This is a genomic window from Comamonas sp. Tr-654, from assembly GCF_011752915.1.
Lineage (GTDB): Bacteria > Pseudomonadota > Gammaproteobacteria > Burkholderiales > Burkholderiaceae_C > Comamonas.
In genome coordinates this window covers 475,852-490,419 of sequence record NZ_VWWQ01000001.1, presented here as the reverse complement: position 1 = coordinate 490,419, position 14,568 = coordinate 475,852, and the positions used below count along the sequence as shown (strand labels likewise).

The following is a 14,568-nucleotide window of genomic DNA, read 5'->3' as shown; positions in this document are numbered from 1 at the left end:
TACCCCTGAAGCCAGTTCGCCTTGGCGTTGGTGGCTTTGGCATTGGGTTGTGCCCCTTGGTGCTGTCCAGTGACTGCTGCGACGATTGAATTTAACCATGGTTAAATTACTCATGTCAACCATGGTTAAGTTTTATTGTGAAGTTGTCTTCAATCCGAAGGCGGAAATGAAAAAGCCCGCTGTTGCGGGCTTGTGCGAGATAGCGGGGCGGCTATGCCTGTTTGCGTACCATCACATGCGTGGCGCGTTCGCCCTGAATCACTTCAGCGACCTCATAGCCCAGGGCGCACATATCCAGGCCTTGCCAGAGGTTCTCGCCACTGCCCAGCAGAATGGGGCGGACTGCAAGGTGGATCTCGTCAATCAGCTTGGCTTGCAGGAACTGGCGTACGGTAGCCACGCCTCCGCCAATACGGATATCGCGTCCGGCCGCAGCTGCTTTCGCTTGCTCCAGTGCGGATGCCATTCCGTCCGTGACGAAGTGAAAATCAGTGCCGCCCTGCATGTGAAGGCTGGGGCGAGCATGGTGGGTCAGGACAAATGCGGGCACGTGGTAGGGTGGCTCGTCACCCCACCAGCCTTGCCAGCTCTCGTCGGGCCAGGGGCCGCGTACAGGGCCAAACATGTTGCGACCGAGAATCCAGGCGCCAATGTTCTCGAAGGAGCGCTGGGCCATGTCGTTGTCGATGCCTGTTTCACCAGTTGGCGAGCCGCCGTGTATCTTCTGGAAGACTTCGGTGGGGAAGAACCAATCCATGAGCTCCGTCCCTCCCACGCCTAGCGGATTGCTCAGGCTCTGGTCAGGCCCGGCAGAGTAGCCGTCAAGTGAGATACCGAAGCACGAGACTTTGATTTTCATTGCGGTACGCCTTTCTGAGCAGAGCAGGAGGAATGTGATCAGGCGGTGCGGCGATGGCCTGGATTAGAGCTTCTGGCCGTTCCAGGCCCACACAACGCGGCCCAGCACGCGTACCTGGTGATCCCCATTCAGTTCATCCACGGTCTTGATGTTGGGGTTGTCCGAGCTGACTTCCAGGGTGCCGCTCATACGCATGCGAACGCGCTTGATATAGGTCTGGCCATGCACGTCCAGGACGTAGACGCCTTCATGGCTGGCGGGGTCGCGTGAACCCACATCGACCAGTAGCACATCGCCATCGCTGAAGGTGGGCGACATGCTTTCGCCTTGGGCGTGAATGAATTTCAGCTCCCGGATATTGCCGGGCTTGATATGCTGGTTGATCCAGTGCGCGGATAGCGCCAGGTCGCCCACCACATAGTCCGCGTCGAGCGTGTCATTGCCTTTGCCCATGCTGCCGCTGTTGGCCAGTATGGGGATGCGAACCAGATCTTCGTTGTCTTCTGAAAAAACAATGCTGTTGGCGTTGCGGGCCATGTCGCCCATGCCAGTGGCAAGCCAGTCCGACGACACATTCAGGCGTGCGGCGGCCTTGGCGTTGTTTTCGGCAGTGAAAGCCTTGCTCTCCCCCTCAAGGACTTTGCGCGCAGCCTGATAGGAGACGCCAACAGACCTCGCGAGCTCTGTGATGTCTACACCGGCAGCTTTCATTGCCTTCTCTAGGCGTTCTTTGTAATCAACCATGGTTGAAATCATGGCGGAATCAATACTAACTATGGTTGCTTTCATGTTTTAACTAAGGTTAAACTTGAGGCATGACGATCCGAAAATCAGAGGCCATAGAAATGCTGGGTGGCTCCACGAGAGAAGTGGCGGCCGCTTTGGGTGTGTCTTACCAGGCCGTCGACAAGTGGCCTGACGTTCTCAGTGACAAGGTTGCAGACCGCGTACTTGCAGCCTGGACTCGTCGAAATGTCGAGGGTTTACCGCCGCCGTTTGCGAAGTCAGTCGCTCTACCGCAAGCCGGTCAGGAGGCTGCTCATGGCTAAGCGCATCTCCCGTCGCCGCCGCAAGCTGCCCAGGATGCCCCTTTCCTTGCCTGAGATGCGCTGGAGCCAGGAGTCATTGGTCCGTCGATGGCGGGCGCAGAGACAACAGGAAGGCGTACTGGTCGAAAACTGGCTTGTAGATTGCATTCTTGGCGGCTATCTGCAGCTGACCTTGCGCTCTGGAAGGCGAACGATGCGACGCATGTTGACCCGGGCGGAGACAGATGCATTGATCGTCCAGTTGGCCATCCGCGTGACTGATATCGATAGCGGGCAGTCGTGGGAGGAGGGGCTTGCAGCAGCCATTTGTCGGCATAGAGATGCCTGCATCGAGGAGGCGCTCCTGAGTCACGCATGCAAAGGCGGCGAATGATGGCGGTGCTATTTCAGTTCTCCTTCTGCGAGCAGCCAGTCAGCATGCTCGCGTATGCGCTGGGGCAGCGAGTAAGCCGCTTTGTGCCGGTCTTGGGCATTGATGCTTTTCAGCGGGCTGCCGCTGAAGTATCGACTAGCAGCACTTTCCAGGTCGCGCGTGTATTGGGCGATCTGCGGGGCGGTAGTGAAGCTGCGGATCTCGAAGCACAACCTCTTCGTTTCATGAAGCGCCTGGTCGTTCTGGCCTGCATGGCTGTTGCTGATGTGCTGTGTGAGGCGGTCGCACAGCTGATGGATGCGCTGATGTGGAGTGTGGTCCGTCACTCTGTTCTCCCTCGGGCTTTGGATTGTGCTTCCCATACTAGCGCTCACGTCAGCACCCGCACCGCCATGCGCTGCAGCTCTTCGATGACGGGCAGGGGCACGCTGCCGGTGCGCAGCATTTCGTGGATGCATTGGTTGTTCCAGCGGGCGACTTTACGGGTGGTGAAGCTGTCGCGGCCTTCGACGTCCAGGACGAAGACGATTTGCTGCAGCAGCAGCTCCATGGCGTGGGCCCACTCGGGTGTGGCGGCGACGGGGGTTTGCTTGGCTGTCTGCGCGGCGGCCGTCAGCGACGCGCCTGAGAAGTGAGGTGTGGTCATGAGAAGCAGTGTCTCTTTCCCTCCCCACGCAAACAATGGCGAAGCAGGCCGCCCAAACGACATGCGGATGCCTGCCGATGTGACGGATGCGGCATATCTGATCGCCCACAACCACCCGGGCGGAGTGCGGGTGCTGGCCGAGCGCATGGGCGTGAGCGCCAATACGCTGCAGAACAAGCTGAACCCGAACAACACAACGCACCACCTGACGCTGCGCGAGTCTGTGGCGCTGCAGGTGATGTCGAGCAACCCGGCAATTCTGCATGCCATGGCGGCGGCCCTGGGCTACACCTGCGTGCCCGCGCTGCCGGACCAGGCCGCGGGCGACCCGGTGGAGGCGTTTGTGGCCTTGCAGCAGGAGGTGGGCGAGTTCACATCCGCAGCGGCAGACGCCTTTCGGGGCGGCAAGGCCATGGTGAGTCGCAACGAGATCAAGCGGCTGCAGTACCGCTACAACGAGCTGATATCTGCCTTGAACCAGCTGCTGGCCACGGCGGCAGCGCGCGTGCCGGCGCCGGTGGAGGAGGGCTGATATGCATATCCAGCTGAGCGCGCGGGTGCTGAACCAGGCGGAGCTGCTGCGGCAGATCCACGGGCTGACGGGCGCACAGGCCGCCAAGGCCTATGCCAAGGCGCTGAACGATACGGGCTTCGAGATCCGCCGTGCGATGCAGGACGAGATGCGCGCCGTGTTCGACCGGCCTACGGATTACATCCTGCGTAGCCCGTTTGTGCACATGGCCACGGCCGCCAGGCTGAGCGTGACGATCGAGCCGACCTATATGGGCGGCAAGGGGATCGATCCGCAAAAGATTCTGGATGCCCAGACCTGGGGCGGCCGCCGGCGTGACAAGCGCAGCGAGGTGGCACTGAAGCGTGCGGGCATCCTGCCTGCCGGATACCAGACGGCGATACCCGATGAGGCCAGAGGTGGCCCATACCCCGGCAGCGATGACGGCAAGGGCAACCTGCGCGGGCCGTTTCTGGTGCAGCTGATCAGCTACTTCCAGGCGTTTGGCGAGCAGGGCTACAAGGCCAACATGAGCGACCAGGGCTATCTGCGCGTGCACCGCGGCACCAAGAAGCAGGCGGGCCGCCGCTATTTCGTGGCCTACGGCAAGACGCGTGGCGGCCCTCGCATCACCCAGAAGGGTGAGCAGGACGAGCGCACGGCGCACCTGGCCCCTGGCATCTGGGCGGCCAGCGGCACAGGCGGTGCCGATGTGCGCCCGGTGCTGATGTTTGTGCGGCCGGGCCGCGGCTACCTGCCGCGCTTTGACATGGACAAGGTGGCCAAGCGTGCCGACGCCACGGCCTATCTGGAGCGCCGTATCCGCTACCGCTTGCGCGAGGCCGCAGGCGTATGACTTCCATGAACCCAGCAACGAATTTGAGCGCAGGCGCGCAGCCGCCTGTGCAGATATCAGGAGGTTTGACCATGCAGCAACCCCAATCCGTAGTGACCGGGCGCGACACCAGCGCCGAGGCGTTTGCCGCTCTGGGCAATGAAACGCGCCGCCGTTTGCACGAGCGCCTGTACGAGTCGCTGCGCCATGCCCACCAGCAAGGCGTGCGCGACATGAGCCGGCGCGAGCTGCGTGACTACCACAACGCCCAGACGGGCGAATGGCTGGAGCTGTGCAGCGTGGCCAGCACCGTCAATGCCTTGCTGGCTGCCGGACGGCTGGAGGAGGGCACCGCACGCCGCTGCAGCCTGTCGCCGCGCCAGCGTGACGTGATGCCTGTGCGCTGCAAGGCGCGACAAACGGCCTTGGCCTGATCGGGAGAGAAGTATGAGCACCATCATCATGTCGGCCTGCTGGCCGCTGCAGGGCATGTCTGCTGCGCAAAAGGCAGTTCTGATATCGCTGGCAGACCAGTCGAATGACGACGGCGTGTGCTGGCCCGGTGTCGGCACCATTGCCAGGCGCACCTGCCTGTCGGAACGGGCCGTGCAAGAGGCGTTGTCGTGGCTGCAGAAGGTCGGTCTGGTCTTTCGGGAATATCGCCTGAATGCCAGCACCAGCTACACCATCACGCCGGGCAGTTTCGACCCGACCAAGGCGCCTGTCGGTCGCCGTCGCAGCAAGGCAGGTGGTGCAGATGGCGCACCCCCCGCAGATAGCGCACCCCCCGCACCAGGCGCACCAGGTGGTGAACCAGGCGCACCTGTACCCCCGCACCAGGCGCACCCCAGGGGTGAACCAGGCGCACCCAAATCATCATTGAACCGTCATAGGAACCATCAAAGAACCAGCACACCTGCGCTTGAGCGCGCAGGACCTGTTGCTCAACCGGAGGACGTGACAGACCAGACCTGGGCCGACTGGCTGCAGCTGCGCAAGGTCAAACGGGCACCGGTGACGGAGACCGTGCTGAAGGGCGCCAAGGCCGAGGCGGCGAAGGCCGGCATGACGCTGGAGGCCTTTCTGCAGCTGTGGTGCATACGCGGCTCGCAAGGGCTGCAGGCCGCATGGCTCAGGCCTGCGGCGGCACCGGTGGGTGGTCGTGCGCCGGCGTTCAATGCGAACAAGCACGCTGCGGCGGCAGCAACCATCTTCGACGGGGTGTGGGATGCATGACGTGGCGGCGTTGACGGCTGAGGCGATCCAGCAAGCGCAGGCACGCGCTGCGGAGCCGGCAGACGGATTGCGGGCTGGCCCGGCGGTGCGCAAGCTGTTCGTGCTGCTGCAGGGCAGCTACGGCAGCCTGTTCCTCAGCAAGTTCGCCACCGGGCTGAAGGACGGCCAGGGCCACGACAAGGGCATCCGTGCGGCCATGAACGTCTGGCAGGCGCGCCTGGGTCGCTTTCCTGCCGATGTGCTGGAGGCCGCGGCCGCCCGCCTGGCTGCAGAGCACCCCGACTTCCCGCCCAACCTGCCGCAGTTCGAGCTGATGTGCGATGCAGTCATGCCGCGCCAGACCTATGCCCAGCAGCAGGGCCTGCCTGCCTTGCCCGCGCCCGTGGCCGCGCCACCTGTGAAGGTCAGCCTGCAGGAGCGCAACGACGGCAAGGATTGGGCACGCCGCATCGTGGCCCGCATGGAGAGTGGCGACACCAGCATCTCGTACTACGCCGGCAAGTCCGCACGCATGGCCCTGGGCCTGGAGGTGAAGGTTTGATGCACTGCACAAAAAATAGGCAGGACGAGGGGCGCGGGTCCTTCCGCCGAGCCTCTGAAGCGGGTAATTCGAGCCGCGTTGTCGGACTGTTTCGTGAGTTTCCTAAGGGGGTTAAGTGAAGGTTCTGCCTTATTTGGATGCTATCGTTTCGCAAGCAGAGTTTGCGCAGATGGTCGGTGTCAGCGAAGCCAGCATCAGCAAGCGCGTGAGCGAGGGCGTGCTGACCCGTGGTGAAAACGTCCACGCCTGGCTGGTGGGCTACTGCGAGCACCTGCGCGACCAGGCCGCGGGCCGGATCGGCGAGACCCTGGGCCTCGACCTGGTGCAAGAACGCGCCGGCCTGGCCAGGGCCCAGCGTGAGGCGCAGGAGCTGAAGAACCAAGTGGCCCGTGGCGAGTTCGCGCCCATCGGCATCCTGGCTGACGTGCTCGGCCTGGCCAGCTCCGCCATTGTCGATCGCATGGACCAGTTCGAAGGCCAGGTGCGCAAGGCCTGCCCGGACCTGCCGCAAGAGGTGCTGCTCATCGTGCTGCGCATCATGGCCGACGCGCGCAACGAATGGATCCGCTCCACCTCCCAGCTGGTCAACAAGGAGGTCGAAGCCATGGCGCAGCTCGATGCAGACGAGACCGCAGCATTTGATATCAGAGCAGGCAGCGTTGAGGAGGGCGACGCCGCATGAGCGCACCCCTCAGCCCCGAAGCCATGGCAGCCATCCAGGCCGCAGCCGCGCTGGGCCTGTCCAGCCTGCGGGCCGATGTGCCGCAAACCCTCAGCGAATGGGCGGCAGAGCACTTCCTGCTGGCGGGCGAATCCAGCCACCAGAAGGGCGGCTGGGTCGGCTGGCCCTTCCAGCTCGGCATTCTCGACTTCATGAGCGACGACCGCATCGAGGAGCTGGCCGTCAAAAAAAGCAAGCGCGTGGGCTATACCAAGATGATCACCGCCTTCGTCGCCTACAACATCGCCCACCGCCGCCGCAAACAGGCGCTGTGGCAGCCCACCGACGATGACCGCGACAGCTACGTCAAGAGCGAGATCGAGCCCGTGCTCGACGGCGTGGCCGCCGTACAGGCCGCGCGCCGCCAGGGCAAGGGGGTGGAGGACACCATCAAATACAAGCCCTTCCGCGACAGCGTGCTGCACCTGCTGGGCGGCAAGGCCGCGCGGGCTTACCGCCGCATTACCGTGGCTGTCTCCATCCTCGACGAATGGAGCGCCTTTGACCAGAGCATCGAGAAATCCGGCGACCCCGGCAGCCTGGCCAAAGGCCGGCTGGAAGGCGCGCCATACCCCAAGTTTGTCGGCGGCAGCACGCCCCGCGTCAAAGGCATGTGCCATGTGGAGCGCGCCTGCGAAGAATCCGACGCCTACGTCCAGTACCACATCGAATGCCCGCGCTGCAGCGCGGAGCACCCGCTCGTCTGGGGCAGTAAAGAGCTGCCCTACGGCTTCAAATGGATCAAAGGCCAGCCCGCCAGCGTGCACCATGTCTGCCCGCATTGCCTGGAGAGCATCACCCAGGCCGACTACCTTCCCGGCGGCTGGCCGCTCACCGGCACATGGGTCTGCAAAAAGACCGGCCGCCGCTACGGCGCAGACCGCATTTGGCGCGACGCTGCAGGCCAGCCCTGCCGCCCGCCGCGCACCCTGGGCGTGCACGTCTGGGCCGCCTACAGCCCCCAGCGCACCTGGGTCAGCATCGTCGATGAATTCGAGAAGGCACACCGCGCCCTGCAGGCCGGCGACGTGGGGCCCATGACCGGCTTCACCAACGAAACCCTGGGCGAGACCTGGGAGCTCAAGGGCGACAGCAGCGACGAACACGCCCTGCAGGCCCGGGCCGAAGACTACCCCCTGGGCCGCGTGCCCGCCGGCGCGCTGCTGCTTACCGCCGGGGTCGACGTGCAGCGCGACCGGTGGGAGATCGCCATCTGGGCCTGGGGCCGCGGGCTGGAAAGCTGGGCCATTGCCCACCAGGTCATCCAGGGCAACCCTGCCAGCGAGGCCGACTGGGAGCCCGTCACCCAATACCTGCAGCAGCGCTACGTGCAGGCCTGGCACGGCGGTACCTTGGGCCTCAGTGCCATCAGCATCGACTCGTCCGACCAGACCCAGGCCGTCTACAACTGGGTGCGCAGCGCGCAAGGGCAGCTCACCGGCCTGCGCGCCATCAAGGGCGACAACAACGACAACCGCAACATCGTCGGCCCTAGCAGCCTGCAAGAAGTCAACTACCGCGGCCGCAAGATATCGCACGGCATCAAGCTCTGGCTGGTGGGCGTGGATAGCGCCAAAGACCTGCTGCTGGGCCAGCTCGCCATCGACAAGCCCGGCCCCGGCTACGTGCATACCAGCCAGAAGCTGCCGCGCGAATGGTACGAGCAGCTCACCGCAGAGCAGCGCGTGCTCGTCAAGGTCAACGGCAAGGACGTGTATCGCTGGGTCAAGCGCAGGCCTCGTAATGAAGTGCTGGACTGCCGCAACTACGCGCTGCACGCCGCCATGTGCCTTGGCATCCACAAATGGCCCGAGGCCCGCTGGCTGCAGCTGGAGCAAACCGTGCAGCCCCCGCAAGACCTCTTCAACACCGCTCCGGCCCAGGCCGCCCAGCCGCAGCCGCAGGGCAATGAAGCCGCGCCGCCACGCGCGCCAACGCGGCCCAGCCCGTCACGCCAACTGGCGGACGAAGAGCTTTTTAGTCCCATCAGCCTTTATTGATAAAAACTAATGCAAACGCAGGCACAGCAAGCGCAACCAGCTATCAAAACAATGAACAACAAGAACGCAACCACCACCCCTTCCGTATCCAGCAACAAGCTGGACCCCATTGCCGTGCTGCGCGAAGAACTGGCCGCTGCCGCGCTATGCCATGGTGTGGAGCGGGTGGAAGATTTGACGGAAGAGCTGGTGCGCCGCTATGTGCAGCGGCTGGGTGGGGTGCAGGTGTATGTTCCGATTGAGCGCTCTCTGAAGCGTGAGCGTTTGGCGAGGGAAATACGTGCGAACTTTGATGGGTGCAATGCCCGTGAACTGGCACGCAAGTTCGGAGTAAGTGTTAGGCAGATTCAAAGAATCTTGGTTTTAAAAAATAATCTATAAATCTTCTAGTGATACTTTTTAAGTACGGAAATCAGTGGTTACCCTAGTGCGAAATTTGATTTAAAAATGAGGGGTGATGTAAACTGTTACACAAGTAAGTGTACCGCTTGCTTTAAAACAATATCGCTATTAACAGCTACTTTGCTCATTTGAGCGCCCATTTTTGGGCTTTCGGGGTCTGAGCACCTCGGCTCCTCCACGCGGCGCGCCGCGCGCAGGAGCGACGTAGTAGACGTTGGCCTGGAGAGGCTCAATCGTAGCTAAGCGATCATTGAAGAGACTCTCCGTGCTCCTATTGGATGGAGCGGCCAACACTACCTTATGACCAAACTCATTGAAGATTTTACGAAGCGAGTAGCAGGATCGATTTCATCGATTCCGACGCTTGCAAATGCTTTGGATATCAATTTATCAGAAATTGAGAATCTTCTAAACACGCCTGCTGATCAAAGATATAAAGAAAAGTTCATTGAAAAAAAGCATGGTGGAGTACGAAAGGTATACAACCCTTCTGCTCTGGTCAGAAAAATTCAGCAGAGAATAATCAATAGAATTTTTAAGCCTTTGGTTGATTGGCCATTCTTTGTATATGGCTCTATTCCAAAGAGCAATGGGCAACCAGCGAAAGATTATGTTGCAGCTGCAAATGTACATGCAGGCGCAGGTAGCTTGCTCAAGATGGATATCAAAGATTTCTTTGACAATATTCAAAGAGAAGTAGTTTTTGATGTATTTTTTGATTTCTTTAAATACCCATACCCAGTTTCAGAGATTCTAACTGATATTTGCTGTCGAGATGATAGGTTGTGTCAGGGGGCACTAACATCAAGCTATCTTGCCGCATTGTGTATTTTCGATGTCGAAGCAAAGATGGTTAAAAGAATTGAAAAAAAAGGTGTTACCTATACTAGGTATGTAGATGATATTACTATTTCTTCAAAAAATAGAAGTTATGATTTTTCCTACGTTGAGAAAGTTGTTGAAGAAGTTTTAATGTCCAAGGACTTGCCGGTTAATAAAGGAAAAACTTCAGTTATCAATTTAACCTCTAAGCCGTTGCTTGTGCACGGGCTCCGAGTGAATACATCGAACGCTAGACTACCAATCGCAGAAGTTAAAAGAATTAGGGCAGCTGTGCAACACCTGGAAGTTGCTTCAAGGGAGCCTAATTACATTACGTTGCCAACTTATCGCGAAGAATTTAATAAATGCATGGGGAGAGTCAATAAGCTCGCTCGTGTAGGGCATATTCAGCATTCTGCTCTTGTGAATAGACTGAAAAGGATTAGGCCGAAGTCTACTCGGTCTGATCTGTATGTTGCTATTCAAATGCTGAAAATTATAAGAAGAACATCTCAGCAAAGAAGGCAGCATTATTTTTTTAAAAAACAGTGCGCTCAAGCAAAAACGCTGTTGACTCTGATAAAGAAGAATAATAAATATAGTCGTCGTGCTGCTATTTTGTTGAATTACTTGAGAAAAATTTAATATGAGCTTGAAGCGTTTTTTGGACGAGTTAGGTGACTATTCTACTTTATTCCGTTGGGGGTGCATCATTGTATTTTTTCCAATTGCAATATCTTTTGTTGCGCTGCTGATTTATTTTCCGTATAAGCAGGCTTTGAGTTGGGACTTTTGTAATAATTTGAGTTGTGTTAATAAATTTTTCTCTGATAATTTTTCTTCATTCAGCTGGTTTGGATACTGGTTGGCGGTAATGTACAACTTGGCCACTATTTTTGGTATTTTTGTTGCAGTATTAACGTACAAGAAGAATTCAGAATCACAGTCTATGGTTAATCATTTTTCTAATTTGTCGTTATTTAATAATTATGTGACTAACGAGATTCAGAAACTGGACTACCTTCACTTGTCGAGTTTTGACATAGTGATGTGGTATAGATGTATTTATGACCAGTCTAAGAATGGTTCATTGGAGTGTTCTGATGAATATTCGAGTCTGATTAAGGATTACTCAGAATTAATCAATAGATCTAACTTGCTGAAAACAAGCGGGCCTAGCTCTGGTTATAGTTATAAGAAGCATCAAGAGGAAGCTAGAAATATAGTTTCAAAGTTTGGTGTTAATTTCGAAGAAGCATCAAGAACTGGATTTAAAGAGATAGAGGATCAAATGCTTCTGCTCTTAGAAAAGGTGAATATGTCATTTGTGTGCTCAAGTAAGTTGTCAAGCTTACCCGAAGCTTCGTACAAATAGAAATTTGAAAAATATGGCGTGACATTTTTATTATATCTATCTAAAAATATATTGAATTAGAGGAGGATTTATTTTGGTGATTTACTTTTTGTAAAAATATTGTGTTTTCAAGAATGTTTGATTCTGATTTGGATCAATTTTAATTCCCCTGATATATTGAAATAATAAGCTATGTATTACATTTTGGATAGAAACTATATTATTGAAATGGAGAAATTCGTTTCTGGAGAAAAACACGACGCTGAGATAATTGAAAAGGCAAAAAGAATTGATGTCAAAGGTAATTGTGTTTCAGGAGTGACTTCAATTTTGGAGGGTAGTAATTTCTCGAGTGAAGGTGAGATTGTTAGAGGTGATATAGCAAGAGAGAGTCGTATTATCGGTGAGTTTTTTAGGAATGCACGAACCGATAGTGCATTCTTTGAAAATAATATACTGGAGGCTAGCCTTGCTCTCCAGGATCACAAGAGCAATGAGGTTCAGGTTGAATTAGATAGTTTTGCAAAAATTAGGAAATTTTTAGGTCGTGAAAATTCAAAAGAATGCAGTTGGAGTAAATTCAATGAGTTAATTGAATTTAAAAATAATAACGAGTATGTTTGGGGAATGGCATTCGTTGCGGCTACAGCGTCTATTTTTGGGCATCAAGGTGCCCGCGACGTTTTGAAGCTTAACAAGACTTCATCACGTCAGCTTGAATATAATTCTTATTCTGATTTGAAATTGATATCGATTATTCCAAATCTTGAGCATAAGTTCTATAAATTATCTGGTGGCCGTTTAATTAAATTTATTCTTAAATCAAACGATAAAGGATTAGTTGATTTTAGAGGTTCTTTCAAATTTAATAAGATTGAATCAAAGGAAACCATTTATGGCAGTGAACTCAAACTGTCGCTTGATTTGAAGAAATTTACTAACGACCTGCCATTTGCTTCGGAGAAGAGGAAAAAAGACATCATTAGTATCTTGGAGTCTTCTTGAAATCTGCACTTCTTTCTTGATCTTTAGTTGAATAGATGTGACAATTCGGAATCACGCCCGTAAGCGTGATCTGGGCTTGGCGGCCCGGTACAAAGGCGCAGCAGCCGCGCCATCACTTCATGGTCTGCGGCTTTTTGCTTCTATGAGCATGCCTGCGCGCGCATGGCTCCGTTTTACTTTACGGTGGGCCGTGTGGGGACACCCGCAAGGGTGTGCCGGTTCCTTTGTCCGGTCCGCCAACCCTGCACGGTCCATCACCTTTGCTTGGCGGCCTGGGTGATGGGTTGAAACCTCGTCACAAAGGAGCCTGTCATGGCTGGCATCTCTATCGGTTCGTCTGCACCCGTCGCATCAGCTCGTCCTGAGCTTTCCATTCACGACGGCACCGTCACCACCACAAGTCTTCAAGTCGCACAGTTCTTTGGCAAACGCCATCGTGACGTATTGCGGGCCGTCCGAAATCTTTCGTCTGAAGTACCCGAAGAACATGCGCGCAATTTTGCGCGCATGTCTCAAGAGGTCAGTATCGGCAATGGCGCAACTCGTGAGGAGCCTGCCTACCGCATGACCCGCGAAGGCTTCATGCTGCTGGCCATGGGGTTTACCGGCAAGGAGGCGCTGCGCTGGAAGCTGGCCTATATCGCCGCCTTCAATCGCATGGAGGCCGAGTTGCAAAAGCCCGCGCAAGACCCGCAGCGCATTCAGCTCGCCCAGCGCCTGGCCACCCAGGCCGCAGCCCAGGTGACGCAGGCTGTGTTTGACGCCGTGATGGCCGCAGACAACACCGATTGGCGCCATGCCCGCTACCTGCTCAACCTGGGCTACGACCGCGAAGGCCAGCCCAGCGTGCCCCATGCCCAGCCCATTGGCGATGACCAGATGATCGTCTCCTTCAACGCGCTGCCCGAGCGCATTGCCAGCGGCGAGATCCTGTCCGCCACCGACGCCCAGCTCGCCACCCTGGCCACGGCCTGCACCCAGCGCCTGACCCAACGCGCCCAGCACCGCGAAAAGCAGGTGACCCAACCCGTCTATCCCGCCCAGAAACCCGCCGCCAGTCTGCCACCCGGCACGTTGATGATGACCTTCAAGTAATCGGTTTTGATAGCTACTAGCGCTTGACAGATAAGCGCTAGAGGTCGATTTGGATTGAAGTCTTTGTCGCAATTAAATAAGCCCCTGCAGGCTTTGGCTGGCAGGGGCTTATTTATGGTCGCTCTGGTTGTGTGAGCTGTGTCTCAAGAGTTGTCTGAGGGCGTCTTGTGCTTGGCTGAGGCATTGTCGCTAGGCGCAGATGGCTGGCGGATCAATGCAAGGCAGACTGCTGCAATGAGTGTGCCAAGGCCTGGCTCGCGTCTTGGCGAGAGTTGGAGTGTTTCTGCGGGGGCTTGTGCCACTGGGGGCGGGGCAGGTGGCTCCATGCGATGAAACCGGATGAGGTCGCGTAGCAAGTAGTCCAGCGTCACTTGCCGGTTGTGCAGTACAGGGAACAGGGACGAAAAGAGGTATAGGACTAGCTCAAGAATCTGGCGAAGAACTTGATATGAAACGACGCCCCCAATGAATGTTACGGCGGCGAGCTGTGCCAGTGCCTTCAAAAAAGCCCATGTTCCTTCGTCACCCATCGTCTCCATGAAGTTCAAGGCTTCACTCTTGCCAAGAAAGGCGATAACCAGGCCAATCAGCGCTGTCATGAGTGTCAGCAGCCGCGCTTTGGATTCAGGGTCGTAGATTTTGGGAAATAGCTCTGCAAAGTCTTTGTCAGAGGTCGTACGGCACGCTTTTTCCAGGGCCCGAAGTTCAATGATTTCTTTGGCTGTTGCCATGAACTTCCACGTGGGCCTTTCAAGAAGTTCCTCCAATTTTTCCCTTTTGGAGTTGGCTAAGCGTTCAACGGGCTTTGTATCGCTGTCTGCGCTGGTCGCACGCACGGTGAGGCGGAAACGTTCAAAGGCTATTAGCCCGCACGACAAAAGGAAAGCCACTTCCGAGGCAAAGAATTGCCAGTACGTCTTCTCGAAAGACGGTGCGGACTCGAAAAAAAACTCGTAGCCAAAGTAGATGAAGAAGGCGAGCGACAGTGCCCAAAGGTACCAATGGCCGCTTTTGAGACCCGGAAACGCACCTCTTGGCTCAAACTCCTTGAAGTAGGCCGCTGCTATCTTGTAGTACTCGTCCATTTTCCCTCTCAAGATATTGTTTTCTGTGCCGCGT

The 14,568-nt window shown here is 56.4% G+C and carries 18 protein-coding genes; 13 read left to right on the top strand and 5 right to left on the bottom strand.

All coding sequences use genetic code 11. The annotated features are described in order from the left end of the window. Window positions 1–211: 211 nt before the first annotated feature. Together F3J24_RS02135 and F3J24_RS02130 are read right to left on the bottom strand one after the other, a co-directional pair. Window positions 212–859 carry a dihydrofolate reductase family protein gene (locus F3J24_RS02135; protein WP_167002310.1) on the bottom strand — a complete coding sequence of 216 codons (648 nt, stop codon included), beginning with the start codon at window positions 857–859 and terminating at the stop codon, window positions 212–214. Window positions 860–922: 63 nt separating this feature from the next. Continuing rightward, the gene (locus F3J24_RS02130; protein ID WP_167002308.1) at window positions 923–1,570 is read right to left on the bottom strand and encodes a helix-turn-helix transcriptional regulator; all 648 of its coding nucleotides are present in this window, start codon (window positions 1,568–1,570) and stop codon (window positions 923–925) included. A 330-nt stretch (window positions 1,571–1,900) separates the two neighbouring features. Here F3J24_RS02130 and F3J24_RS02125 point away from each other — a divergent pair, with 330 nt between their 5' ends. Continuing rightward, entirely contained in the window at window positions 1,901–2,281 is a 381-nt protein-coding gene (locus tag F3J24_RS02125) for a hypothetical protein (RefSeq protein WP_167002306.1), read from the top strand. Between the two features lie 8 nt (window positions 2,282–2,289). Here the strand turns inward: F3J24_RS02125 and F3J24_RS02120 are convergent, their stop codons facing one another. Both F3J24_RS02120 and F3J24_RS02115 read right to left on the bottom strand, forming a co-directional pair. Then, window positions 2,290–2,607 carry a hypothetical protein gene (locus tag F3J24_RS02120; RefSeq protein ID WP_167002304.1) on the bottom strand — a complete coding sequence of 106 codons (318 nt, stop codon included), beginning with the start codon at window positions 2,605–2,607 and terminating at the stop codon, window positions 2,290–2,292. Between the two features lie 44 nt (window positions 2,608–2,651). Then, entirely contained in the window at window positions 2,652–2,927 is a 276-nt protein-coding gene (locus F3J24_RS02115) for a hypothetical protein (RefSeq protein ID WP_167002302.1), read from the bottom strand. A 61-nt stretch (window positions 2,928–2,988) separates the two neighbouring features. Here F3J24_RS02115 and F3J24_RS02110 point away from each other — a divergent pair, with 61 nt between their 5' ends. The 12 genes from F3J24_RS02110 to F3J24_RS02055 all read left to right on the top strand — a co-directional run bounded on the left by F3J24_RS02110 (window position 2,989) and on the right by F3J24_RS02055 (window position 13,449). Beyond that, a complete protein-coding gene (locus F3J24_RS02110; protein ID WP_167002300.1) occupies window positions 2,989–3,459 on the top strand; it encodes a phage regulatory CII family protein in 471 nt (156 codons plus the stop codon). 1 nt (window position 3,460) lies between these two features. Further along, a complete protein-coding gene (locus F3J24_RS02105; protein ID WP_167002298.1) occupies window positions 3,461–4,294 on the top strand; it encodes a hypothetical protein in 834 nt (277 codons plus the stop codon). A 71-nt stretch (window positions 4,295–4,365) separates the two neighbouring features. Further along, the gene (locus tag F3J24_RS02100; RefSeq protein ID WP_167002296.1) at window positions 4,366–4,707 is read left to right on the top strand and encodes a hypothetical protein; all 342 of its coding nucleotides are present in this window, start codon (window positions 4,366–4,368) and stop codon (window positions 4,705–4,707) included. Window positions 4,708–4,720: 13 nt separating this feature from the next. Continuing rightward, entirely contained in the window at window positions 4,721–5,509 is a 789-nt protein-coding gene (locus tag F3J24_RS02095; RefSeq protein WP_167002294.1) for a helix-turn-helix domain-containing protein, read from the top strand. After that, window positions 5,502–6,050: a hypothetical protein gene (locus F3J24_RS02090; RefSeq protein ID WP_167002292.1), complete on the top strand. Its 549-nt coding sequence runs from the start codon at window positions 5,502–5,504 to the stop codon at window positions 6,048–6,050. The genes F3J24_RS02095 and F3J24_RS02090 overlap by 8 nt, the downstream gene beginning before the upstream one ends. A gap of 133 nt (window positions 6,051–6,183) precedes the next feature. Beyond that, the gene (locus F3J24_RS02085) at window positions 6,184–6,732 is read left to right on the top strand and encodes a hypothetical protein (RefSeq protein WP_240154209.1); all 549 of its coding nucleotides are present in this window, start codon (window positions 6,184–6,186) and stop codon (window positions 6,730–6,732) included. After that, a complete protein-coding gene (locus F3J24_RS02080; protein WP_167002290.1) occupies window positions 6,729–8,771 on the top strand; it encodes a phage terminase large subunit family protein in 2,043 nt (680 codons plus the stop codon). Before F3J24_RS02085 ends, F3J24_RS02080 begins: the two co-directional genes overlap by 4 nt. Before the next feature lie 51 nt (window positions 8,772–8,822). After that, window positions 8,823–9,152, top strand: coding sequence for a Mor transcription activator family protein (locus tag F3J24_RS02075; RefSeq protein ID WP_240154208.1), 330 nt, complete (start codon window positions 8,823–8,825; stop codon window positions 9,150–9,152). A gap of 321 nt (window positions 9,153–9,473) precedes the next feature. Beyond that, the gene (locus F3J24_RS02070) at window positions 9,474–10,640 is read left to right on the top strand and encodes a reverse transcriptase family protein (protein ID WP_167002286.1); all 1,167 of its coding nucleotides are present in this window, start codon (window positions 9,474–9,476) and stop codon (window positions 10,638–10,640) included. A 1-nt stretch (window position 10,641) separates the two neighbouring features. Next, window positions 10,642–11,370 (top strand): retron Ec48 family effector membrane protein, encoded by a 729-nt coding sequence (locus F3J24_RS02065; RefSeq protein ID WP_167002284.1) that lies wholly within the window; start codon window positions 10,642–10,644, stop codon window positions 11,368–11,370. A gap of 207 nt (window positions 11,371–11,577) precedes the next feature. After that, window positions 11,578–12,354: a hypothetical protein gene (locus tag F3J24_RS02060; RefSeq protein WP_167002282.1), complete on the top strand. Its 777-nt coding sequence runs from the start codon at window positions 11,578–11,580 to the stop codon at window positions 12,352–12,354. Between the two features lie 312 nt (window positions 12,355–12,666). After that, complete coding sequence (locus tag F3J24_RS02055; RefSeq protein ID WP_167002280.1) at window positions 12,667–13,449, top strand: Rha family transcriptional regulator; 783 nt, start codon at window positions 12,667–12,669, stop codon at window positions 13,447–13,449. 143 nt (window positions 13,450–13,592) lie between these two features. On the opposite strand, the gene F3J24_RS02050 is transcribed toward F3J24_RS02055, so the two are convergent. Next, window positions 13,593–14,534 carry a hypothetical protein gene (locus F3J24_RS02050; protein ID WP_167002278.1) on the bottom strand — a complete coding sequence of 314 codons (942 nt, stop codon included), beginning with the start codon at window positions 14,532–14,534 and terminating at the stop codon, window positions 13,593–13,595. Between the last annotated feature and the right edge of the window lie 34 nt (window positions 14,535–14,568).